This window comes from Shewanella sp. SACH (genome assembly GCF_001887095.2).
Classification (GTDB): Bacteria; Pseudomonadota; Gammaproteobacteria; order Enterobacterales; family Shewanellaceae; genus Shewanella; species Shewanella baltica.
The window spans coordinates 130,711-154,247 of record NZ_MPDG02000005.1; the positions used below are offsets into that span (position 1 = coordinate 130,711).

The 23,537-nt window shown below is 47.5% G+C and carries 20 protein-coding genes; 6 read left to right on the top strand and 14 right to left on the bottom strand.

Annotation, left to right across the window (positions count from 1 at the left end; all coding sequences use genetic code 11):
- The first annotated feature begins 113 nt into the window (after positions 1-113).
- A complete protein-coding gene (locus BM607_RS17390; protein ID WP_071939963.1) occupies positions 114-1,418 on the top strand; it encodes a PAS domain-containing methyl-accepting chemotaxis protein in 1,305 nt (434 codons plus the stop codon).
- A gap of 81 nt (positions 1,419-1,499) precedes the next feature.
- Here the strand turns inward: BM607_RS17390 and BM607_RS17395 are convergent, their stop codons facing one another.
- From BM607_RS17395 to BM607_RS17425, 7 genes are all read right to left on the bottom strand, one after another.
- On the bottom strand, positions 1,500-2,201 hold the full coding sequence (locus BM607_RS17395) for a DUF3581 domain-containing protein (protein WP_006084189.1): 702 nt from the start codon (positions 2,199-2,201) through the stop codon (positions 1,500-1,502).
- A 211-nt stretch (positions 2,202-2,412) separates the two neighbouring features.
- On the bottom strand, positions 2,413-2,643 hold the full coding sequence (locus tag BM607_RS17400) for a hypothetical protein (protein ID WP_006080092.1): 231 nt from the start codon (positions 2,641-2,643) through the stop codon (positions 2,413-2,415).
- Positions 2,644-2,801: 158 nt separating this feature from the next.
- Positions 2,802-3,197, bottom strand: a complete 396-nt coding sequence (locus BM607_RS17405; protein WP_006080091.1) for a DUF2391 family protein — start codon at positions 3,195-3,197, stop codon at positions 2,802-2,804.
- 90 nt (positions 3,198-3,287) lie between these two features.
- Complete coding sequence (locus tag BM607_RS17410; protein ID WP_071939964.1) at positions 3,288-3,566, bottom strand: peptidylprolyl isomerase; 279 nt, start codon at positions 3,564-3,566, stop codon at positions 3,288-3,290.
- Between the two features lie 148 nt (positions 3,567-3,714).
- On the bottom strand, positions 3,715-6,039 hold the full coding sequence (gene mrcB, locus BM607_RS17415; RefSeq protein ID WP_071939965.1) for a penicillin-binding protein 1B: 2,325 nt from the start codon (positions 6,037-6,039) through the stop codon (positions 3,715-3,717).
- 84 nt (positions 6,040-6,123) lie between these two features.
- A complete protein-coding gene (gene hrpB / locus BM607_RS17420; RefSeq protein ID WP_071939966.1) occupies positions 6,124-8,709 on the bottom strand; it encodes an ATP-dependent helicase HrpB in 2,586 nt (861 codons plus the stop codon).
- Between the two features lie 82 nt (positions 8,710-8,791).
- Positions 8,792-11,011, bottom strand: coding sequence for an EAL domain-containing protein (locus tag BM607_RS17425; RefSeq protein ID WP_071939967.1), 2,220 nt, complete (start codon positions 11,009-11,011; stop codon positions 8,792-8,794).
- 199 nt (positions 11,012-11,210) lie between these two features.
- Between BM607_RS17425 and thpR the strand changes: the two genes are divergently transcribed.
- Positions 11,211-11,756: an RNA 2',3'-cyclic phosphodiesterase gene (thpR, locus tag BM607_RS17430; RefSeq protein WP_071939968.1), complete on the top strand. Its 546-nt coding sequence runs from the start codon at positions 11,211-11,213 to the stop codon at positions 11,754-11,756.
- Positions 11,757-11,882: 126 nt separating this feature from the next.
- On the opposite strand, the gene BM607_RS17435 is transcribed toward thpR, so the two are convergent.
- The gene (locus BM607_RS17435) at positions 11,883-12,662 is read right to left on the bottom strand and encodes a tetratricopeptide repeat protein (RefSeq protein WP_071940049.1); all 780 of its coding nucleotides are present in this window, start codon (positions 12,660-12,662) and stop codon (positions 11,883-11,885) included.
- Between the two features lie 430 nt (positions 12,663-13,092).
- Here BM607_RS17435 and crp point away from each other — a divergent pair, with 430 nt between their 5' ends.
- The 4 genes from crp to BM607_RS17455 all read left to right on the top strand — a co-directional run bounded on the left by crp (position 13,093) and on the right by BM607_RS17455 (position 16,138).
- Positions 13,093-13,728 carry a cAMP-activated global transcriptional regulator CRP gene (gene crp / locus BM607_RS17440; RefSeq protein ID WP_006080082.1) on the top strand — a complete coding sequence of 212 codons (636 nt, stop codon included), beginning with the start codon at positions 13,093-13,095 and terminating at the stop codon, positions 13,726-13,728.
- Between the two features lie 82 nt (positions 13,729-13,810).
- Positions 13,811-14,158 carry a hypothetical protein gene (locus BM607_RS17445; RefSeq protein ID WP_006080081.1) on the top strand — a complete coding sequence of 116 codons (348 nt, stop codon included), beginning with the start codon at positions 13,811-13,813 and terminating at the stop codon, positions 14,156-14,158.
- On the top strand, positions 14,139-14,813 hold the full coding sequence (locus BM607_RS17450) for a response regulator transcription factor (RefSeq protein ID WP_006080080.1): 675 nt from the start codon (positions 14,139-14,141) through the stop codon (positions 14,811-14,813). Before BM607_RS17445 ends, BM607_RS17450 begins: the two co-directional genes overlap by 20 nt.
- Positions 14,810-16,138: an ATP-binding protein gene (locus tag BM607_RS17455; protein WP_071939969.1), complete on the top strand. Its 1,329-nt coding sequence runs from the start codon at positions 14,810-14,812 to the stop codon at positions 16,136-16,138. Before BM607_RS17450 ends, BM607_RS17455 begins: the two co-directional genes overlap by 4 nt.
- Before the next feature lie 99 nt (positions 16,139-16,237).
- Here BM607_RS17455 and BM607_RS17460 read toward each other — a convergent pair whose 3' ends face one another.
- From BM607_RS17460 to BM607_RS17485, 6 genes are all read right to left on the bottom strand, one after another.
- The gene (locus BM607_RS17460) at positions 16,238-17,041 is read right to left on the bottom strand and encodes a DUF1338 domain-containing protein (protein WP_071939970.1); all 804 of its coding nucleotides are present in this window, start codon (positions 17,039-17,041) and stop codon (positions 16,238-16,240) included.
- 209 nt (positions 17,042-17,250) lie between these two features.
- Complete coding sequence (gene astD, locus BM607_RS17465; RefSeq protein WP_071939971.1) at positions 17,251-18,711, bottom strand: succinylglutamate-semialdehyde dehydrogenase; 1,461 nt, start codon at positions 18,709-18,711, stop codon at positions 17,251-17,253.
- A 9-nt stretch (positions 18,712-18,720) separates the two neighbouring features.
- A complete protein-coding gene (gene astA / locus BM607_RS17470) occupies positions 18,721-19,740 on the bottom strand; it encodes an arginine N-succinyltransferase (RefSeq protein ID WP_071939972.1) in 1,020 nt (339 codons plus the stop codon).
- A gap of 127 nt (positions 19,741-19,867) precedes the next feature.
- Positions 19,868-21,085 (bottom strand): aspartate aminotransferase family protein, encoded by a 1,218-nt coding sequence (locus tag BM607_RS17475; protein ID WP_006080073.1) that lies wholly within the window; start codon positions 21,083-21,085, stop codon positions 19,868-19,870.
- A gap of 308 nt (positions 21,086-21,393) precedes the next feature.
- On the bottom strand, positions 21,394-22,305 hold the full coding sequence (locus BM607_RS17480) for an alpha/beta hydrolase (protein WP_071939973.1): 912 nt from the start codon (positions 22,303-22,305) through the stop codon (positions 21,394-21,396).
- Positions 22,306-22,360: 55 nt separating this feature from the next.
- Positions 22,361-23,506, bottom strand: a complete 1,146-nt coding sequence (locus BM607_RS17485; protein WP_006080071.1) for an HDOD domain-containing protein — start codon at positions 23,504-23,506, stop codon at positions 22,361-22,363.
- Positions 23,507-23,537: the final 31 nt, after the last annotated feature.

The window sequence follows — 23,537 nt, forward strand, 5'->3', positions numbered from 1 at the left end:
AAACCACATATTAAAATCACAGCTATATTTATCTGTATATCCAGCTCGTTATATCGAGCTTTCAATAAAGACCAGCGGTTTTTGAGTCAGTTAAGCTCATCAGGAGTATCTCAGTGTTCAATTCTTCATTACGTAAAAGCCTAGAAGTGAGCGAAAACAAGCGCCAAGAAGCGGAGTCGGTCATCGACGCCATTAAGCAAAGTATTGCCACGGTAGAATTTACGCCTGAAGGAAAAGTGCTCGATGCGAATGCCTTGTTTTTAAAAGTAGTCGGTTATTCACTTAATGAAGTTGTTGGCCAACACCATAAGCTGTTTTGCTCAGCGACCTATGCTAATTCTCCTGCCTACCAACAATTTTGGAGTAATTTAAAAGCCGGTCATCCGCAGGAGGGGAATTTCGCGCGAGTGAATAAAAATGGCCAAGAAATCTGGCTGAGGGCGACTTACTTTCCAGTAAAACAGGCGGGAAAAGTCGTCAAGATAATGAAAACAGCTTCTGAAATTACCCAAGATAAGCAACAGCTTGACGATCAAGCCGCCATCTTTGATGCCCTAAATCGCTCCCAAGCCATTATTGAATTTACCCCAGATGGCACTATCCTGAAGGCAAATGCCAACTTTTTAAAAACAATGGGATACAGCAAAGAACAGCTCTTGGGCAAACATCATAGAATTTTCTGTTTCGATGAATTTTATCGACAAAATCCTCACTTTTGGGACGAGCTTAAGCAAGGTCGTTATAGCAAAGGGCTATTTGAGCGCAAAAATGCCTATGGCGACTCAATTTGGCTAGAGGCGGCTTACAATCCCATTATGGATGAACATGGAAAGGTCGTTAAAGTTGTTAAGTTCGCCAGTGATATCAGCAAGCGGATAGAGCAAAGCCACGCTGTGCGTGAAGCCGCAAATATTGCGCTCACCACATCGCAACGCACCGTTGAGCAAGCGGAACAAGGCGTTAAGTTGCTTAATGCGACCGTCAATACCTCCAATGCTATTGCTGAGCAAACCCATAAAACGACTCAGGCGATTACTCAACTGAATGAGCAATCCCAAAGTATTCAAGCCATAGTCGCGACGATTAGCTCGATTGCCGATCAAACCAATTTGCTGGCATTAAATGCCGCGATTGAGGCAGCGCGTGCGGGTGAACAAGGCCGAGGTTTTGCGGTTGTCGCCGATGAAGTGAGGCAGCTCGCTTCCAGAACCAGTAAATCAACCAGTGAAATTGCCGCCGTAGTCACTAAAAATACCCAGCTCACCACAAGTGCAACAGACATGATGAACGAAGTTGAAGGTATCGCACAGGAAGGGAAACAACAGTTAGCCGAGGTAACTTTGGTGATGGGAGAAATACGCAACGGGGCAGAAAACGTCTCACAAATCGTCTCACAACTTTCAATCAACGGTCATTAATCCCCTCGCATTTCATCGCGCTATCAAGGATTGCATGGCGCTTTATCTGCAGACAAAAACGCCACGTGATTGTTCCGTCAATCAATAATCAGTTTTACTACCTTCATAGGTGGCGCACATTTGCTGCGCCAGCGCCTCGTCGTAAGGGCGTAAACCACTCATTACTAAGGTTTTGATACCTGTGCCGACTAAAGTATCGCCACTGTGTAATTCAAAGTGCAGTGTCACATCGCCACGTTTACCGTCGATTTTTAAATCTTGGTCAACGAGTGATAAGGTCACTTGCACAAAATCGAGGGTGGTTAAATCAAACGACATGCTTTCGTAAATCACTAAAGGTCGGTCTGGGTTGATCATCACTTGATGTTGTTTCATCAAAGGGATCAGGATATCGATAAAATTATGCCCAGAGAAAGCAACATATTGACGAATAAAGGATTCTGTCTGCGCATCGCAACAACTTACATCGCCTTGACGGCTCACATTAAGATAGGTTTTTTCGCGGCCATCGCGAATTGAAAAACTCTCGCTCACTTGTTCCGGGAATTGCAGTTCGACACTCGCGCCCACCATACCCGCAAAGCTAAATTTCATGCTCTGACTCAGGCCATATTGAGTCAATACTATGGCAAACAGTAAATCTCCCGGCACGCAAAAGCGTTTTGCGCCCACATTGTGTATGGGATTAAAGTCCTGCGCAATTTTCTTCGCGAAGTCGCTGGCTTGTTGTGCGGATACGGAAATGGCTTGATTTTGCTCGGAAAAATAAGGCGCTAGAAACATATAAACTCTATTTGTAATAACTCAATACAGGGATGGATAACAAAATTATCACGAGTCTACCTTAAATTAGGTATTTAACTCACCCGATGACTTGATCCCACGGAAGATGTACAAAGTAACACCATGCCCACATTTGTAAAGCCAAACAAATTACAAGGGTATTAACTTAGGTTAACAGGCTAGCGCCTTCCATTGAACAAGGAACAAATAGTTAGACTTGTTTAAATTCACGCTTCAATTGAAAACTATCGTCAGTGACTAGCTGCTCTAGCACTTCGACACGCTGACGCAAAGTAGCTAACTCGGCCCGCAAGGCTTGATTTTCGGCCTCTTGTTCACGGCTCGACACACCTTGCTTGTCGCGGATTTTCATAATCGCCACCACATATCCGCCAACAATGGCGAGTATCGGGATAAGTAAAGCGAGGGCTCCGGTATTCATAGTCATTTCCTTTATCTATTGGCGTTATCGTTATCAGGCTAAAAACTCAGGCTTATTTCGACTCTAGACATTAATCAGAGTCAGAGTATAGGAATGAGTATGCGCAAAATAACCCTAATCCACCAGTGACAAAAGTCATGAGGTTTGGCTAAGGTGCATTATTCCTTATCAAAGCTATCCACAACAATGGCGCCCATAGAGGCTGGCATAGTGATGACGATGATCCGTTTGATCGAGGTCAGCGGATCTTCAAAAAATGGCACTTTATCGAGGCACAGCAGGACGAGGAAAACCACCAGTGCGGTGAGCAAATACGCCACCACGATGCGGAAAATAAACACAGGGACTCGGGCACTAATATTTTGCTGGAACACACTGTGATAAGTAAAAACCCCTAGAAATAACAACGATAAACTAAAGAGCATGGCGAGATTGAGCACGGGCAAGGTTTCGCCGAGATGCCAGGCTTCCTCTGAAAACGCCACGGGCACCGCCAGCGCAAATGCCCCCACGCAAACTTGGCTCGCATCTTCGGTATTAAAACTAAAGGTCATGCTCATCGCTCCTTAATATTCCAATCCATTTGATTAGCCGAAAATAACGTTCGCCTAAGACGCGCTACATAAGGGCTTATTGCTGCGGTATTAAGTGCGATACAGCACTTTAACCACATGCCAGCCAAACTTAGTTTTGACTATGTGCGGCACTAATAACTCGCCCGAAAAAGCCACTTTATCAAACTGTGGCACCATTTGGCCTTTTTTAAACTCGCCTAAATCACCGCCTTTTTTGGCCGAAGGGCAAGAGGAAAAACGCTTGGCGAGTACCGCAAAATTAGCGCCATTATTCAGCTGCTTAACGATATCATCAGCCTGCTCTTTGTGTTTCACTAAAATATGCACGGCGGCAGCGGTTTTAAACATGTTATTTCTCACTTTGGGTTAACGACCTAGGCTAAGGGAAGATGGCGTCACGCCTGTACTCTCGATAACGCCATTTCCATTCGCATAGGTTCTACTACTTAAGATTTTATATTCAACGTACAAGTACGTGATTGGTCGATTATCAAGCCTATTGGCCGAGTATTTTCTGCCACCATTGCAAAGGCTCGCCGCAATTATTCACCGGACGATAAGTCGCGGTTAATGCCGGAAGCGCATCAACATTGCTGCAATCCGATTCCTTCGCCACGCCGGTATCTCGGTCAAAAAAGCCCTTCACGACGCCATTCACTTGGATAGAACGCAAACTAATGGGTGGACGTTCCTTCAAGAAGGCAAGATACACGGCCATGGCGCCACTGCTGCCATACAAGCTGGTTTTACCGTTATCATCACGCCCCACCCAAATAGCGGCGACATTACGCTCATCAAAGCCCGCAAACCAAGAGTCGCGGCTATCGTTACTTGTACCTGTTTTACCCGCCAGCCCAACGCCTGGGAAGGCATTGCCTAAGCGCGTGGCGGTACCCGTATTGACCACTTGCTGCATAGCGTACTGGATCAAAAAGTCAGTATCGGGTGAGATGGCCTGCTCTTTAGGCAATCGCGTCACGGGCAATGGATTTTTATCTGCATCCAATACAGCCGTCACTGTGGTTAATTTACGGTAAACCCCGCTATCGGCTAAGGTTTGGTACACCTGCGCCACCATTAATGGCGAGCCATTGACGGCGCCAAGTAACATAGAAGGATACTCGTTTAACGGCTCATGCCAGCCCGACTTAGCCAAAGTTGTCGCGACGGCATCCACGCCCACCGCAATCCCTAGATTTACTGTCGGGACGTTCATCGACTTTTTCAGCGCCGTTAACAAAGGCACTTGGCCGCTGAACTTCTTATCGAAGTTTTGCGGTGACCATGTCTTACCTTGCTCACTCTTTAAGGTAATAGGCTGATCTTTAAGGGGAGTCGCTAAGGTAAATTGGCTATTGGGTGCCAGTGCCGTGGCGTACACAAAGGGCTTAATTAACGAGCCAATCGGACGACGAATTTCAACCGCACGGTTAAAGCCATCAAATCCAGGGGTTTTATCGCCGACCATTGCCGCGATACCGCCCGTGTATTTGTCGGTCACCACCATGCCTACCTGCAATGACTTGTTGCTCTTATCTAGGCTCTTAAGGGTTTGAGTCACCGCAATTTCGGCGGCTTCTTGGGCCATAGGATCGAGCGTGGTATAGATTTTTACCCCAGATTGCTTCAGTAACGCATCGCCATAACGCTCGTTCACTTCCTGTTTTACCAGGGCGAAGAAAGAAGGTAATTTCTGGTGTGCTGGCTTATTAAGATTACGGATCGCCAGAGGTGACTCTACCGCCGCCTTGTACTCTGCCGTGGTTAAATCGCCTGCATCCATGAGTAAACGCAATACCAGATCGCGACGCTCTTGAATGCGATCCGGATATCGCCATGGATTGTAGTAAGACGGTCCCTTAATCGCAGCCACTAAAAATGCCTGCTGGGCGATAGTCAACTCACTGATAGGACGGCCGAAATAGAAACGCGATGCCAAACCCATACCATGAACGGCGCGGGATTTATCCTGCCCCATATACACTTCGTTAAGATAGGCTTCGAGGATTTCGTCCTTGCTGTAACGAAAATCGATAATCACTGCCATCAAGGCTTCGCGCACCTTACGCAGTAAAGAACGCTCACTGGATAGGAAAAAGTTTTTCGCTAACTGCTGGGTTAACGTTGAGCCACCTTGCACTGTGCGACCGGCGCTAATGTTTACAAACGCGGCGCGTGCAATCGCGAAGGGATTTACCCCATGGTGTTCGTAAAAGCTGCGGTCTTCCACCAGCAGTAACGCCTGCACAATCGACTTAGGCATTTCTTCGGTCGGCACAAACAGCCTGTCTTCACCGTCGCCAGTAATAATGCGATCGAGCAACACAGGCTCAAGATGGAATACGGCAAGCTGGCGTTTGTCCGACACTCGGGTGACCGAACTGACGCCATTGCTGTCGAAGCTGATCATGACTCTTTGTTCGACTTGATCGCCTTCAGGATGCAAGAACGGTCGACGCCACAATTCGATACGAGTGCTCGATGCCGAAAACTCTCCCACTTGGCGTGGATTCGCGACTTTGCGATAGCCGAGCAACTTAAGCTCAGCCATCATTTGCGGATGACTGACCGCCGCGCCGGGATACAGCGCCATAGAACGGCTAAACACCTGCGCGGGCAAGTGCCATTTTTGGCCTTCAAATTTTTGCGCAATAATTTGATCGAGATAAATGCTGTAGAACGTCACTACAGCTAATCCGGCTAAGCCTAATTTCCAAGTGATTGACCACATTCGTCGAAATAAACCGCGGCCATTGTTGGCCCTACGGGAAGCGGGTGTTTTTTTTGTCGTCTTAGTCGTCATATCTACTTCATCATTCATGCATTTAAAGACATCAGCCACAATAACAAGCGTGGTGCAAATCAAGGCGTGTTATCACGCGATTTAAAAACCAGCGCCACTGCGCTATGGCTGAGCTAAACCCAAGGTTTTCTTCTTGGTAAATTTTGTCGGTAGTGTATTCACAGGATCGTCCGGCCACAGATGTTTTGGATATCGGCCGCGCATTTCCTTTTTCACTTCCACATAAGGTCCCTGCCAGAAACTGGCTAAATCCGCCGTCAAAGCCAATGGACGCTGGGCGGGAGAAAGTAATTCCATCGTCACCTTTAGCTTGCCCTGCGCCAGCATAGGGCTCTGCGCCATGCCAAAGGTTTCTTGCAGACGCACCCGCAGCAGCGCACGCCCAGACTCATCGTATACGATTGGCGCAGAGGTGCCGGTAACTAACGGCCAAGAGGTTGGCAATAACTCGTCCAGTCGCTGTTTCTGCTGCCAGCTCAAACAGTTTGCCACAAAACCAAAGCAATCGAGCTTAACTAATTGCGGCAGATTATTCACATTTTCGAGGTAAGGCGCCAGCCAAGTTTCTAGGCTCGCTAATAAAGTCTCGTCATCAACATTGGGCCAGTCGCTGCTCGCATCAAACTCAGTAGCAAGTTTGAGTCTGTATTGAAACTGCTCTAAGTTAGCGTTCCAATTGAGAATTTGTAATCCTTGCTGGCGAATATAACCCAGTAAGGCCGCGACAATTTGCTTGCGTTCTGGCTTAGCAATCGTCTCGGTTTTCACTAAAATTTGTCCGACCTTGTATTGGCGCTCGGCAATCACTCGGCCTTTGCCTTCATCCCAACCACAGATCTCGTGGATTTCCAGCAAGTCTTTTAGCTCACTATCGAACAAGCTCGGCTGAAACTGACTCGCCAAATAAATCCGTCCGGCGTTTCGGCCTTCGGTTTCTTGGAAATCCGCCACCACCATCCAAGGCGTTTGCGACAAGGCATCTTCAGCTGCCAGCACGACGCCAGTGCCATTGGCTAATTGATAGCCCTCAACACCGCGAGCTTTGGCGATACGGTCCGGATACGCCAACGCCAGTAATAATCCCACATCACTGTGGTGAGCATGGGTTGCGACCCTCACTAAATCGGCAGTTAATCCGAGCTTTTTCTGCCACTGTTTTGCCTGCTGTCCCGCTTGCCCCTGACAGGCAAAGTGCAGATAATTCATGATATCGGCGCCCTTTTTAGGCAAACCGCGCGCCTCTACAATCCCCGACAACAAACAGGCCAAACTGCCCAGTTGCCCAGTTTGCTCATTAACATTGTTTACGCCTAAACTTTTCGTACTCAAGCTCTTCGCACTTAAGCTTTTCGCGCCCAATAACATATGGGCCAGTCTGGGGTGACACCCTAGCTCGTAGGCCACTTTACCGTGGGGAGTGAGTTTATTGTCACCATCGACCATGCCTAAGCGCTGCAATAATTTCCACGCTAGCGCCTCATTCACACTCGGTGGTGGCGTTAACAACATCAAGTCGCTGAAGGATTTTGCGCCCCAGTAAGCACAATCGTGGGCCATAGCCACCAGATCCGCTTGGCTGATCTCGGGTTCATCGGCTCTGAGCATGCGGCCATGTTCTTCTTGGCTCCACAAACGCACGCACACACCCGCTGATAAACGTCCGGCGCGGCCACTGCGCTGAGTTGCCGAAGCTTGGCTAATGCGTTTTAAGCCTAAGCGAGTAACGCCGGTTTTAGGGTTAAAACTGGCCTGACGTTTATAGCCGCTGTCGATGACAAAACCTATACCTTCAATAGTTAAGCTCGATTCCGCCACGTTAGTCGCTAGCACGATTTTACGCCTGCCATCTGTAGTTGCCGCAATCGCGCTATCTTGGTCAGCACCCGAAAGCTCACCATAAAGGGGGCAAATCAGAAAGGCATCTTGGGCTAAGCGCTCACGCAGAAACTGCTGCAGTCGTGAGATTTCGCCTTTTCCAGGTAAGAAAACGAGCACGGCTTTATTGCTAGCCGTTTTATCAACGTTGGCACTACTGGCCGAGACCAGATCGAGTACGCAGCGGCCAAGATGATCGATCCAATGCTGCTGCGTCGGCACAGGGCGATATTCAACCTCAACGGGAAAACTGCGGCCTTCACTGTGCAAGGTCACGGCCTCTGGCATCAGTTCGCCTAATGCAAGGCCAGATAAGGTTGCCGACATGGCCAATATCTTTAAATCGTCCCGCAGTGAGGCTTGCACTTCGAGCGCTAAGGCAAGGCCTAAATCGGTAGTGAGGTGGCGTTCATGGATCTCATCGAAGATGATCATTCCAATCCCAGTTAATTCGGGATCTTGCTGGATCATCCGCGTGAGTATGCCTTCGGTGACAATCTCTAAGCGGGTATTGGCGCTGACTTTAGCTTCACCGCGCACGCGATAGCCCACTTCTTGCCCCACCTTTTGCTGGCGACAATGGGCAATATATTGCGCCACACTGCGCGCAGCGACACGCCGCGGTTCGAGCATTAAAATGCGTCCGCTGATTTCTGGCCAATCCAACATAGCCAAAGGTAATGCGGTAGATTTACCCGCACCTGTCGGAGCCTCGAGGATCACTTGAGCGTGACGAGAAAAAGCCGCACGCAGCGGTGCTAATAAGCTATGAATAGGTAGAGAGTTCAAGAAAAAGACATCAGCGGCCAACACAGGCCGTCAGTGTACTAACAATCGACGGTGAGTACCATTTCACTGCAACATAATCCGGCTCGGTAGATAAGTGTACCAAACACTAGAGTTGTGGATAGGCCGCAAAGGTCTCACGTTTTTCGAGCCAAGGTCGGCTGAGCCCTGACGTTAGCTCAGCTAACCGTATCGGTTTATTGATGGCGTAACCTTGGGCATAGTCGACGCCAAGGGTTTGCAGTTTCCGGCCAATATCTTGGGATTCGACAAATTCGGCAACCACATCAAAGCCCATGTCTTGGCCGAGTTGGCAAATCGATTTAACGATCGCCTGATCCGCACTGTCTTCGCAGATGTTCACTACAAACTGACCATCCACTTTCACAAAGTCCACATTGAGGCGCTTAAGGTAGGCGAAGCTAGAAAAGCCCGCCCCAAAGTCATCGAGGGCTAACTTGCAATTGAGCGGGCGCAGTATATCGAGTAACTTTGTCGCTTGCTCGAGCTGACTCACGGCCGCGGTTTCAGTGATCTCGATGCAAAGCTTGTCCACCAGCTCAGGTTCGGCCATCAAACGCATTTCTAGCCAGTTCATAAACTCAAAGTCACCCAAAGAAGTCGCCGACAAATTCACCGACACGAGATCCAATTGCTGCCAGATATCTAAATGGCAACCGCCCCACTTGAGCAAGTTATCGATCACCCACAAGTCGACCTTAGAAGCTAAGTTATATCGCTCGGCGGCGGGCAAGAAAATGGCTGGAGACACGATAGTGCCGTTGGCCTGCACCATGCGCAGTAAGATCTCTAAATGCAGACCTGACTCCTCACGGTTTAATGGCACTATGCTTTGAAAATAAAGCTCAAATTGGTTTAACGCCAGTGCGCCGACTATGTCCACCGACGCCATCATCTCGGTATAAAGACGGTTCATTTTAGGATCGCTCGCACTGTATAAATGCCAGCCATTACGGCCTTGATCCTTCGCCAAGCGACAAGCAGCATCGGCCTGACTCATCACGGTATAAATGTCGGCGGCTTTTTTATCGAGTTTAGCAATCCCCATGCTGACACTGACATTGTGGCTGCGACCTTCCCAAATAAATTCATGGTTAGCCAATTGGGTACAGATACGTTTAGCTATTTGTTTTGCCGAGTCCACATTGCAGTAATGCATCAAGATACCAAACTCATCGCCACCTAAACGGGCGACGATATCGCCCTTACGCACGAGCTGTTTTAAGCGTAATGCCACTTGGCAAAGCAGCTTATCGCCCGCCTGATGGCCACTAATATTGTTGATGACTTGGAATTGGTCTAAATCGAGAAACGCCACGCAAATGGGCATATCGTCGTGGGCGTGCAGCAGGTTTTCTAATAGGGCTTCGAAATGCAACCGATTGGGCAATCCTGTGAGCGCATCATAATTGGCATGGAACGACAGCTCATCGGCTAGGCGATACTTCTCGCTGACATCTTCGGCAATCATGACTAAGGTATCTTTATCGCCACTGATCTGGCTAAAACTGAGTTTCAACCAAGCCGATTGATGGATAGATTTCAACGGTAATTCACACCAAGCCTGACCAAGTACGCCTTCACGTACCACATGCAAGGTATCGGTTAACATGGCATGTTCTTCCTCACGCACCATGTCGAATAAATCATAACCATGTTGGATTGGCAGCGTTTGCAGGGCGACTTTATTGAGCATAGTCAATTGATTATATTTATCTAATAAGGCGCAGGCTAAGGGTAACTGATTGAAGACTTCACAGTATTTATGCTCACTGGCGAGCATGCTCAGGGCGATACGCGTCAGTTCCATCGCCGAGCCAATCATCACAGCGGCGTGGTTAAACTCACTTATAAACTCTTCGCTCCATTCGCAACACTCGGAGCAATTCACCGCGCCAAGCGCGATACGCGTTTCGCCAAATACCACAGGTGGCAATACCAATAGACTCTTCACGTCCCAGTCCCTTAATAGGGCTCGCTCGGCCTGTGCATCGGCGGGCAAGGTATTCACATCGGGCAGATTTAATAGTCGCGGGGTGCGGACAAGGGAGCGAAAAAATGGCATGCGTGCCAAGGGCCAGACTCGCGTTTGTTGGCCTTTGGCAAATTGGGGTTTTAGATACAAATTACGCGTGCGTAAACGATCCAGAGACTGGCTGCCGGTTAATACAAATACCCCGTCACAATGCAGCTGCAATGTGATGGTCTCAAGTGCTCGGTCAACATTTTGCTCTAAGGTTTCTAGCGGAGACTCACTAAAAATACTCACCAAGGCCTGTTGGAGTGGATTTGCTAAACCTACTAACATGAAAAGTGACTTCCTTACCTAAAAATCCATTTAAGGTATTATCGACGTATATTGAGTATAGGCTCACAGTAAATTAAACGTCTGCTTGAGTCGCAAATTAGCCGATAAATTCAACAACTAGATTAACGCTCAAAGACGCTAAACGTCAAAGTGTTCCCAGAGATAATCCGTGTTGAACGCCACAAAGGACGATAATCAGATGCAACAAAGGCTATTTCTCGGCTTCGCGCCTACCGCTGCACAAATGACAAGGCTGAGTGATGTACAACAGCAGCTAATTTGTCACCTCAATCCTGAGGCGAAAGCGGTTAGCGTCAGTAATATGCATTTAACGCTCTGCTTTTTAGGGCAAGTTGACGACGAGCAACGCATCGCCCTCCTTGATGCGATTGACTGCTTAGCTAAGCCTAGATTCAGCGTTCAACTTAACCAGCTCGACTTATGGCCCAATGCCCAAGTTTGTTGCTTGAAAGGCAATGACGTTGAGCCGCCATTAGCGCAATTAGCTAAGCAGACGCAAGCAATCGCAGGCCGCCTGCAATTGCATAGCAGTGAACACCACTTTTGCCCGCACATCAGTTTATTTAGGAAGGCTAAAGAATGGACGCTAAATGAGTCGGCGTTATTGCAACTCAAGGACATGAATACGCTAACGTTAACGCCCGAATGTTTGCATTTATATCATTCAAAAAGCACAAGCACGGGTGTGGAATATCACATCCTACATTCTTGGACGCTCGATTAGCGTGGATCAAAAACAAAAAAGCCCGAGTATTAACTCAGGCTTTATTTTCAACTTATAAATCTATGCATCAATTAACACATGAATAAACCAATAGAGCTTAATTAAACCGATCCAATAAACAATGCCTTATTCGAGTAAACGTAAGGTTTCGCGATACGCACGCTTTTGCTCGTAGGTTTGTAAACGCTGCATAAATTCATCTGTCTTAGTCATTTCGGCGCTCATCTTTAACGCTTCAATTGCTTTTTGCTGCGTCGAAATTGCCGCACCAAAATCGCCGACTTCGGCATAAGCCGCCGCCAGATTATCTAAATTTGTCGGGTCGTTTTCATTCACTTTGAGCAACTTTAAGGATAACTCGACCGCTTTATTACCATCGCGATACTCAGCTTCGGGGCAAGTCGCTAAAATCCACGCCACATTACCTAAGGCAATATCATCACCCACTTGGGAAAATTGCTCGACCGCTTTACCACAGTTACGTTGCACGCCATCGCCGCCAGAAGCATAAATAAAGCCTAAACGGAATTGTGCCCAACGACTGCCCTGCTCACTCAAGGCTCGATACCAATGCTCGGCCACGGATAAGTCACGCTTGATCAATTGGCCTTCAAAAGACAGGTCAGCTAAGGTTTGCTGGGCTTTTTCATGTTGCTGCTCAGCGGCAAGGGATATCCAGTGCAAACCAGAGGGCACTTCTTGCGCCACAAAACGGCCAGAAAGATACATTAATCCCAGCAAAAATTGGGCATCGGCGTCACCTTGCTCTGCCGTCACCTGAATGTGCACAAACTTACTGGCTGCGAGTTCGGCAGCAGGCTGCGGGATAGAAAATGCGTGCGCCGCAGAGCTCAGCCCAATCGTTAAGCTTAAACCTGCACCTAAAACCCATAATCTGTATTTCACTTGCTTACCTCTCTTAAAAGCGACTGCCCACAAAGTTAGCCAGAATTAACCCCATAAGTCGAGCCTAAATACACACAAACCTCAGGATAATGGGGGACGTTGTAGCAAATAAGCGCCGAATTTAAAAAGTGAAACATCTTATACTGTAATTTAGGGACCTGTTTTATCCATAATCTATAATAAAACGGCTTAATTAGACTGGTAAGATGTGATTAACTCGACAGAGTTAAGTGAATCCAGCGAGTTTCACGCCGATTTAGTTGACTTAAATCACTAAAGTAGCAAAATAAGCTCTAATTTTAGATGGTTAATTGCATTTATTCACTTATTCTAAAGTAAGACTTCCATCAAGTTTTTGTTAGTTTAATTGACGTAAAATGCTTATTTAGAATACTCTTACTTTCGTTTTAATCAATCGAGGAACACCAACATGGCTCTGATTGGTAAGCCAAAACCTGATCCAACTTTGGAATGGTTTTTATCACACTGTCACATTCATAAGTACCCTGCAAAGAGCACTCTTATTCATGCTGGTGAAGATTCAGATACTCTTTATTACATAGTAAAAGGTTCTGTAGCGGTATTGATTAAAGATGAAGAAGGTAAGGAGATGATCCTTTCTTATCTGAATCAAGGTGACTTTATCGGTGAACTAGGTTTGTTTGAAGAACAAGCCGAACGTACTGCATGGGTTCGCGCTAAGCAAGCTTGTGAAATCGCTGAGATTTCATATAAGAAATTCAGACAGTTAATTCAAGTTAACCCTGAAATTCTGATGAAGCTGTCTGCGCAAATGGCCTATCGCCTTCAAAGCACCAGCCAGAAAGTGGGTAACCTCGCATTCTTAGACGTGGCTGGCCGCATTGCCCAAACGCTGTTACATCTGGCGAAACAGCCTGATGCTATGACGCATCCTGATGGCATGCAGATTAAGATCACTCGTCAAGAGATAGGCCAAATCGTTGGCTGTTCACGGGAAACTGTGGGTCGTATCTTGAAGATGTTAGAAGAACAGAATTTGATCCAAGCTCATGGTAAGACCATCGTGGTATACGGTACCCGTTAAGTTAGTCTTCAGCTTGATTTAAGCCTGCCTTATTAAAGTGGCCTAGAATAAATTCTAGGCCATTTTTTATTGGAGAGCTCAAATGAAACGGCTGTTTTTAATCTGTTTTTTCAGCCTGTTCACGCTGGCGCATCCAATGCAGTTGAATGCCGAACCTATTGAATTAGAACACTATCAAGCCAAGGCACTCGTCAACTCTGGGCAAATACTGTCCTTAAACGGTACACTCGCCGTAGTTAATCAGTTTTGCCAAGGTGAACTAATTGATGCTCATCTCTATCAAGAAGATCATAAATGGCGCTATGATTTGCAAATCAAAGTTCAGCGTGGCCAAATCGTCAATCTCAGTATTGATGCAACCAATGGCCAAGCCGATCACTCCATAGCATTACCGAGCGAATGTCGAAAACATGAAACTGTTACTCGTTGAAGATAACCCAATGCTAGTCACCGAGCTGGAGAAACAACTCAAACTCGCTGGCTATGTGACCGATATTACAGACAAAGCGCTTGAAGCCGATTATCTGATCAAAGAAACCCAATACGATTGCGTGATCTTAGATATCGGCTTACCCGACGGCAACGGCCTCGAACTGCTCGAAGGCTGGCGTAATCAAGGGATCAGCACTCCAGTCATCATGCTGACAGCACGCAGCCAGTGGCATGAAAAAGTCGAAGGCTTTAATGCTGGCGCCGACGATTACTTAGGTAAACCTTTCCACGCACAGGAATTATTGGCCCGTATTCAAGCCCTTATCCACCGTGCCCATGGTCGTTTAAACACTTCTAGCAAGCAATTGAGCTATGGCGGCGTGATCTTAGACGAAGCCGAGCAAACGGTGAAAGTGGCAGACCAATTGTTTGAACTGACGGCGATGGAATTCAGACTGTTAAAAATCTTCCTGATGTCGCCTAAGAAGCTGTTATCTAAGACACAGCTCACAGATAAGCTGTATCAGTTTGACGATGAAAAAGAGAGTAATGTGGTCGAAGTTTATGTGACCCACTTACGTAAAAAATTAGGCAAAACCGCTATCGAAACCCGTCGCGGCCAAGGCTATATCTTCCACGGCATTATTGAATGATCTCGATCCGCACTAAGCTCAGTTTATGGTTAACGGGCTTACTGGTAATAGGCACAGTCATTGGGCTCATCTTGTTTGAGTCCATGCTGCGTCAGGCCTTCCATGACTCTATTATCAATCGCTTAGAAGAAGATCTCGAACATATTATGTTGGCAACCCATATCCACGATGGGGACATCAGCATAGATCAAAGCCAGCTTTCCAGTTTCTACAAGCCCGCCTATTCAGGCCGTTATTTCCAGCTTAACCTGCCTAATGAAGTCATTCGCTCGCGCTCCCTGTGGGATATGCAGTTAGATATCGAGCCACTCGCGCCGAATAAAACCCGTGTCTGGCAAGCTAAAGGGCCAAAAAATAACGATATGCAGCTGTTATCACTGGGATTAAATTCCAGTAGCGCCAATGTAAGTGCCACCTTAACCGTTGCCCAAGATTTGAGTATCGGTAGACGGGTGTTTAGCGAAGTCTATGGCACTAAGCTTGGGATTAATCTGGCGATGTTAGTGGCTATGATCGCGGGGATCTTCCTCATCCTGCGCCAATCCTTTAAGCCAGTTAAGCATATTCAGCATGCGCTTTCGCGGCTAAGAGAAGGCGAAATTAACGCGCTGGAGCTAAATAATATTCCCCCAGAAGTACAACCACTAGCGAAGACTTACAACGAGTTACTTGAGTACACCGCCAAGCAAATTGAGCGTAGCCGCAATAACTTAGGTAACTTAAGCCATGGGCTTAAAACCCCGCTGGCCGTGATGCAGCAACAGGTCGAAGCCCTTGGTCTTAAAGATCCCGAAACCGCCATTGCCTTGCAGCAACAGCTGGATTCTATCCACAAGATGGTCGAGCGCAAACTGGCGGCGGCAAGGATCACAGGCGATATGCTTCCTGCAGCGCAATTGGTGATCCCAAGGGATTTACACAGCCTAGCCAACACCTTAAACAAGGTTCACCGTAATAAAACCATCGAATGTGATTTCGAACTCGACCCTAATATTCTCAGGCTGCCGATCCACAGGGAAGATGGCATGGAGCTCTTAGGCAACCTGCTAGACAACGCCTTTAAATGGGCCCAGAGCCGAGTCAGTATTCAGCTATCACGCCAACAGGAGCGTCTCTGCCTTTGTATCGATGATGATGGTCCTGGGGTTGCCGATGATGAACTCGATAAGCTCACCCAAAGGGGCACTCGATTAGATGAGTCTGTCATGGGTCACGGCTTAGGCTTGTCGATAGTGAAGGAAATTGCCGAACAATATGAGATTGGGCTTAAGTTTAGCCACAGCACTCGCTTAGGTGGACTGAGGATCGAACTGACCTTCAGTTAGTCTCGCTTAACATGCTCAGCGTTAAATGCTCTCTTTAAAATACTCATAAAAAAACGCCATCGAATTGATGGCGTTTTTTATGCTTAATGTCTGATGACGTTAGGCTTTATTCACGTTCGTACTTTCAAAAATCTTGTCGGCAGACGCAGCCACAAAGCCAGTATACAGCTCACCATTGGCCATAGGATAACGCAGCGCAAACTCATAGAAACAACTTGGGATTTCCACTGTCGCATCGGTGAATTCAAGGCCAATCTTATCTGCCATAGTCGACGATTGCTCTAACAACACTTCTGGCGAACCTTTGATCTCGCCACCTGAACCATTGAGCACAAAACCCGCTTGCTTCAGTGCATCATTCACTGACTCTAAGGTTTCAAAACCGTCGAGGTGATTGATAGACACAGTGAAATGGTTAGCGCGATAACCAAAAGCCGCTACCCAAGCCGCATATTCGCTCTCAGTTAATAAATCCTGATAGGTTTTAGAATCTAAAGACCAATGGCGACCTGAGTAAATAAAGTTGTCCGCCGTTGTCGCCGCTACATCCACTTGGGCGATTAAGCCTTGAATGGTCTCTTGTAGCGCTGGGCTAAATTCTTCAACTAATAGCTCAGAGATAAACACTTTAGGCTGAGTCGAGTCAGGGTGTTCAAAATGCTTAGCGATCAGCTTTTTCTGTTCAAACTTATAATCACCGAAAGCAACATAACCTAACGAAGTGAAATGTTTAGCGAGCACATCCAAATTTACCTTAGCGATGTTGAAAGTACGCAGGGCGATATGATCGTTGATGATTGGCTTACCATGGCCCAGCAGCGCGTGCACTTTTGCCGCAGAAGGGGTCATTTGAATATAGTCTTGCCACAGGGCGGCAAATAACGCGTTGATGTCGGTATGCATAAAAACTCCTTTTATTGTGCTGCGGTTATTGCTGTTATTTTGCCGCGAACACTAAATGTAACGACCTAAATGCCACTGTTGCAGCGTCACACATACCCACAGTAGAAGCTCAAGTTACGTTACTGCTTGTTATTAAAAAGGAAGAACATTCGTCCTTCCTCCTCTTTACCACGTACTATTTACCAGATAAAAGTCAAATCTCTACCCGCTTACAAGCTCAAACCTGGGCTTAATGTCGCAGGTAAGCTCACCGCATCGGCCTCGACCGAAGCGACAGGATAAGCACAGTAATCGGCGGCATAGAAAGCGCTCGCTCTGTGATTACCCGATGCACCTACGCCACCAAAAGGTGCCGCGCCCGATGCGCCAGTGATTTGTTTATTCCAGTTAACAATCCCTGCACGAATGCGCGCAAGGAAATAGTCATAATCTTCACGGCTATCGGCCAGTAAACCCGCTGACAAACCATAACGCGTTTGGTTAGCCAGTTTGATTGCCTGATCGAAATCGCTATAACGCACCAGCTGTAGCAGAGGTCCGAAGTATTCTTCATCCGGCAAGACATCAATAGCCGTCACATCGATAAGGCCAGGAGAGACTAAGCCCGTACCCGCTTCTAAATGGGTTAACTCGACTAACGATACGCCACCCAAATTCTGCAGATTTGTCTGCGCCGCAACCATACCTTTGGCTGCAGTTTCAGAAATCATTGAGCCCATAAAAGGTTGTGGCTGCGCGTTCCAAGGACCGACTTTAATCAGCTTGACCGCATCAGCTAACATGGCAATCAAGGCATCGCCCTGCTCGCCTTGCTCGACATATAGACGGCGCGCACAAGTACAACGTTGGCCAGAGGAGATATAAGCCGACTGCAAAATATCGTGCACGGCAGCTTTGATATCCTGCACACCTTTAATGATCAGTGGGTTATTGCCACCCATCTCAAGTGCTAAAATCTTGCCCGGATGACCGGCATATTGTTGATGTAAAAAATGACCTGTGCGTGAGCTGCCAGTAAAGAACAGACCATCGAGCTGCGGGTGAGAAGCCAGTGCTTTACCCGTATCCACTTCACCTTGGACTAAGTTGAGCACGCCAGCAGGCAGACCCGCTTTATCCCATAGGCTAACCATCAGCTCAGCAACTTTAGGCGTCAATTCAGAAGGTTTAAAAATCACCGTATTCCCCGCCAGCAGCGCAGGCACTATGTGGCCGTTCGGCAAATGACCGGGGAAATTGTAAGGACCGAACACCGCCACAACGCCGTGGGGCTTATGGCGGATAACCGCGCGTCCCGCTGGCGTATCGTTGGCTTCAGTGCCCGTACGTTTATTGTAAGCCGCGGCTGATAGCGCAATTTTGCCTATCATGGCGCCGACTTCGGTCGCAGTTTCCCACTGAGGTTTACCCGTTTCTTGGGCAATCGTTTCAGCCAGTTCCGCTTTGTTGGCTTCAAGTTGGCTGCGATACGCTTCGACTATGGCTAAGCGTGCATCGAAACCTAACATAAACCAATCAAACTGTGCAGCGCGCGCAGCATCAACGGCGGCGTTAACTTGTTCTGCTGTAGCCGTTTTACCTGTCCAAATAGTTTGAGCATTGGCTGGGTTAATTGAGGCCACGTCATGACCTTTGCCAGCATGCCACTGACCTTGAATATAATGTGTCATTTGCTATTCCTACATTGCTAAAATACGGATTTGATCGCCTTTTGCGAGTAACAAACCCGCTGCCAGCTCAGGGCTGATAATGATGTGTTCAGATTTGTCGTCCACAGCCAGTGCGGCAGACGTCGCTCGATAATTGGCTAATTGAGTATTTGAGATAATAAATTGAGCGTCGGCTTCGACCATGTCACCAATATCGACGGTTAATAAACGGCTTTCACGCACGCCGCGAATGTCCGATAAACGACACTCAACCGTTGGACCACCATCAAAAATATCCACATAACCGCGGCATCTAAAACCTTCGGCCTGCAGCAGACTTAATGCGGGACGAGTATTGGTATGCACTTCGCCAATCACTTTCTGCGCTTCTTCCGGCAATAGACAAACGTATACTGGATTTCGTGGCATCATCTCGGCCATAAATGCCTTTTTACCCAAACCAGAAAGATAATCTGCCTGAATAAAATCAATGCCTAAAAAGTGTTTTTGCAGCCAGCCATAGAAAGGTGAATGACCATCGGCATCGCTCACACCGCGCATTTCGGCAATCACAGTTTCGCCAAAACGTTGCGCATGTTGCGCTAAAAACAGAAAGCGACTGCGGGATAACATGCGGCCATTGTTGCCCTTGCGATACGCTTCACGCAAAAACAGGGTGCACATCTCAGCAGCGCCAGTGTAGTCATGGCAAAGGGTGAGGGTTTCGACCTCGTTACGCACGTCAATTTGTTCGGAATGATAGACTTCGGTACCAAGTCGATAATGGTAGAAAGCATCTTCCATTCCCACGGCTGCTTCGATAGCGCACGTCCCCACCACTTCACGGGTGTCGGTATCTTCCAGCACCATCAGATAACCTTCATCGAAGGGCGCATCGACAGTTTTGACGAATGAGGCTTCTGCTCGCGCAATTTTATGTCTGAGCAAATCGGCATTCACGGGTAATGACGTAAAACCATGACCAGACTCTTCGGCAATTTGATATAAGGCTTCAAAATCGCCAGCCTGAATAGGACGTATGATTAACATCTTAGTGTCTCCTCACTTTGGCTTGCCGTGCATCAAAGCACCTCTCTTCGAAAAGACAGGTAGTGATGCACGTAAGTATTCCCTGACAAAAAAGGAGTGCGAATAAATTCAGCACTCCTTTGGTCATTTAGGCGGCAGCAATGCTCGCCACAGCACGTTCAAAACGAGCTAGACCTTCAGCAATATCTGCCTCAGGGATCACCAGAGAAGGAGCAAAACGTACCACGTTAGCACCCGCCATCAGGCTCATTAAGCCTTCAGCGACAGAGGCCACCAAGAAGTCGCGTGAACGGCCTTGGTATTGTTCATTAAGAACTGCCCCTAACAGCAAACCTTTACCGCGTACTTCTGAAAATACATGATATTTTTCATTGATTTTATTCAAACCATCGCGCAATAACTGCTCGCGATGTTTAACGCCGTCTAACACTTCAGGCGTATTCACTACGTCTAACACAGCATTACCGATAGCGCAGGCTAATGGGTTACCGCCATAGGTAGAACCGTGAGTGCCCACTTTTAGATGTTCAGCAATCTCAGCCGTTGTCAGCATAGCTGCGATAGGGAAACCACCGCCGAGTGCTTTAGCTGTGGTTAAAATGTCAGGCACGATTTCAGTACCCATGTAAGCGTACAGTTCGCCAGTACGACCCACACCTGTTTGCACTTCATCAAAAATCACTAGCGCATTGTGCTTGTTCGCTAGTTCACGCACGGCTTTTAGGAATGCAGGATCGGCATCAATAATACCGCCCTCGCCTTGCAGCGGCTCAAGCATGATGGCACAGGTTCTGTCCGTTACTGCAGCTTCTAATGCAGCAACATCGTTAAATGGCAGGTGAGTAATGCTCTGTGGCTTAGGACCAAAACCATCGGAATAGGCAGCTTGCCCACCAACGCTCACGGTAAAGAAGGTACGGCCGTGGAAGGCTTTATCAAACGCTATGATTTCGTCTTTCTCAACGCCGTGCTTTTCTAAGGCGTAACGACGGGCAAGTTTCAATGCGGCTTCGTTGGCTTCGGCGCCAGAGTTGGCAAAATACACTTTGTCGGCAAACGTGCTGTTGACTAATTTAGTCGCTAATTCTAAGGCAGGCTCGTTCGTCATTACGTTAGACAGATGCCATAATTTTTCGCCTTGTGTTTTAAGGGCATTCACAAGGGCAGGATGACAGTGACCTAAGCAATTTACCGCAATACCGCCAGCAAAATCGATAAACTCGTTACCCTCTTGGTCCCAAACTCGGCTTCCTTCGCCACGAACAGGGATCACAGCAGCAGGCGCATAATTAGGCACCATCACTGCGTCAAACTGGGCACGGTCTAACTTCATATCAACACTCATTCTTCTTCGTCCTTTGTGTTTGTTTAACGGCGCCTTGCACCGTCAGAGTCCCATAGGTATCTTTATCTAGAGTTAGTGATACTGGGATTGCTTGTGTCTATTAATAACCATTATTAGCGAAAATGTGATCAAAATACCAGTTTTTCACAAACATCAATCCTCGCACTTCCACCCAAAGTGCATAAAGATTGCGGTTTAAGAACTATACAAGCGGTTATGCCCGTGGCTTTCAGCATAATTAGTCATAAAAAAAGTTATTTACCCCTCATTTTGCTAGCTATTCACTGAATGTGAATAACTACACCATTTTAACGAATCAAGTGTGAAAGCACAAAATGGCTAATTTTTGACCTCACTTCAAGGGCTTCGGGCAATAAATTGAACAAGGGAAACACATGGGGCATGTTAGGGTAAAAACAGCCCGTTATCTCGCCACCGCTGGCTTTGACTTGGGCAACTAAGCGCTCAGAATCCTGCAATAACAGCTCCCGCGTACCCGCAATCACTAAGATGGGCGGCAGATCTGCCAAGTCCCCCTGCAAGGGTGAAACTTTTGCAGACATGGGGTCGGCCCCCGCAAGATAAGCGCCACGTAAACGCAGCAAAGCTTCGATGGTGAAGAAGGGATCGTCAGCCGCGAGTATCAACTCAGTATCCCCCGTTAGTGCTAAATCCAACGCGGGCGATAAGAGGATACAAGCCGTCGGCAAAGGCAGGGCTAAACGCTTTAATTCCAGCAACAAACTCAGGGCTAAATTGCCGCCAGCAGAGTCGCCCATGAGGATCACATTCTCATCGCCCTTAAGCGCGATTAATCGCCTATAGGCTTCAAGCACATCATCAAATGGCGCAGGAAAAGGATGCTCAGGTGCGAGACGATAATCAGGAATATAGGCATCCAATTTACAACGTTGGCTGATATCCGCGATCAATCTTGCGTGGGCATGGGGCGTTTTAAAACAAAAACCTCCGCCACGGATATAAAACAGATTGCCAAGGCGAGTTTGCTCATTGAGAAGCACATAGTGCAGCAAGCTAGAGTGTTGCAAAGGGATGGTGGCACTGACTAACTTATCCGGCCAAGGAAGCCAACGTTTATCGAGATCAAGCAACTTTTTACGCACTTGCGCTAGGGGGACTTTGGCCTTGCCGCGACTGATGGATGGCCTAGCGACATAAGATAAAATAGTATTCAGTACAGATGCTTGCCAGCTTGGCATATCCCTTCCTCTACTTAAACGCCGCCATCCCGACGCTCAAGTCGCAGGTCGTGGACTACAGCAGATCTAACTTCCTATAATTCTGTGCTTTTAAGCGCAGCACTTCTTGCTCAGTTAACTCGTAATAATCGAACATTAAACGCTTTTCTTGGGGATCGATTTGACGCATCTCTTCGAGTAACACCACCTTAGCATAACAGTTTGCCCGCGCGACTAATGCGGCCTGCGGTGACAATTCTCGATAGCTTAAGGTCAGGTCTAACTCCTTCAATAACCCAGTCAAAGGGCTCGCTTCAAACTTAAGTAACTCTAATAGCTGCCAGTTAAGTTTATGACCATGGCTTAACACTTGTTCAAACACAGCTTTGGCCGGAAACTCAGTGGCAATCACCGCATCATACACTTCCTTATCACGGCTGCTGCTGGCTTCCCTTATCCACGCTCCCCAGGTTTGATCGAATAAGCGGGCACTCAAACTCAGCACAACCGAGGTGCCTAATTGATTGAGTAAGGCACTACTATAAACCAAGGCTGAGTCAGTATTATGAAGCTGAGCCAACGCATTGGCCGCGATACCACTGACTATGCTGTAGCGCCATAATTTACGGGTAGTCCACAGCAACTTAGCATTGGCGCTCGGCAGCCAATTACGCAGGCAAAAATAAGGGATAATCGTTCGCAGGTTTTCGATGCCGATGTAATTCATCACCAATTTGATATCAGTGACTCGCACATCTGAGCTCTGAGGCCGGCGGGCACGAAAAGACGGGCTGTTGACCATATTGGTTAAGTCGCGGCACAACCAACTTAAGTTACTGATCAGCGGTCTTAATCGCGTCGCATCAAGATTTTTTGCCAGCAGTAATTCCAACAACAGAATTTGCGATTCATTGATCTCTGACTTAGCCAGAACCAGTTCGGGGGACGCGAGTTGATGCTCGATGGCGTTATTGACCGTTTCATGCAGCTGGCTCGACACGGCTTCAAACACTTCTTTGGCTTTAATTTGTTTCATTAAACGCGCTAAAATCGCTTCGCGCTCAACATCTAACTTATTCGCATCGGCCTCTAATTCAAGGTCGAGGTCATCCAAAAGAGTCGGGCTCGCTTTATGCTTTCCGAGGATCAATTGCTGATAGAGTCTGTGCTCTATCTCTATAATTTTGCCGGGTCTTACACCGCCCGCAACCGAAATCGCCACTATAAATCTTTCCTATATCGCTAATGCCCGA

Bases quoted from the DNA above. Each gene is read 5' to 3' on its own strand.
- BM607_RS17395 (WP_006084189.1), bottom strand. From the start codon at position 2,201: ATGTTTCTAGCGCCTTATTTTTCCGAGCAAAATCAAGCCATTTCCGTA.
- BM607_RS17400 (WP_006080092.1), bottom strand. From the start codon at position 2,643: ATGAATACCGGAGCCCTCGCTTTACTTATCCCGATACTCGCCATTGTT.
- BM607_RS17405 (WP_006080091.1), bottom strand. From the start codon at position 3,197: ATGACCTTTAGTTTTAATACCGAAGATGCGAGCCAAGTTTGCGTGGGG.
- BM607_RS17410 (WP_071939964.1), bottom strand. From the start codon at position 3,566: ATGTTTAAAACCGCTGCCGCCGTGCATATTTTAGTGAAACACAAAGAG.
- mrcB (WP_071939965.1), bottom strand. From the start codon at position 6,039: ATGAATGATGAAGTAGATATGACGACTAAGACGACAAAAAAAACACCC.
- BM607_RS17425 (WP_071939967.1), bottom strand. From the start codon at position 11,011: ATGTTAGTAGGTTTAGCAAATCCACTCCAACAGGCCTTGGTGAGTATT.
- thpR (WP_071939968.1), top strand. From the start codon at position 11,211: ATGCAACAAAGGCTATTTCTCGGCTTCGCGCCTACCGCTGCACAAATG.
- crp (WP_006080082.1), top strand. From the start codon at position 13,093: ATGGCTCTGATTGGTAAGCCAAAACCTGATCCAACTTTGGAATGGTTT.
- BM607_RS17445 (WP_006080081.1), top strand. From the start codon at position 13,811: ATGAAACGGCTGTTTTTAATCTGTTTTTTCAGCCTGTTCACGCTGGCG.
- BM607_RS17450 (WP_006080080.1), top strand. From the start codon at position 14,139: ATGAAACTGTTACTCGTTGAAGATAACCCAATGCTAGTCACCGAGCTG.
- BM607_RS17455 (WP_071939969.1), top strand. From the start codon at position 14,810: ATGATCTCGATCCGCACTAAGCTCAGTTTATGGTTAACGGGCTTACTG.
- BM607_RS17460 (WP_071939970.1), bottom strand. From the start codon at position 17,041: ATGCATACCGACATCAACGCGTTATTTGCCGCCCTGTGGCAAGACTAT.
- astD (WP_071939971.1), bottom strand. From the start codon at position 18,711: ATGACACATTATATTCAAGGTCAGTGGCATGCTGGCAAAGGTCATGAC.
- astA (WP_071939972.1), bottom strand. From the start codon at position 19,740: ATGTTAATCATACGTCCTATTCAGGCTGGCGATTTTGAAGCCTTATAT.
- BM607_RS17475 (WP_006080073.1), bottom strand. From the start codon at position 21,085: ATGAGTGTTGATATGAAGTTAGACCGTGCCCAGTTTGACGCAGTGATG.
- BM607_RS17480 (WP_071939973.1), bottom strand. From the start codon at position 22,305: ATGCCAAGCTGGCAAGCATCTGTACTGAATACTATTTTATCTTATGTC.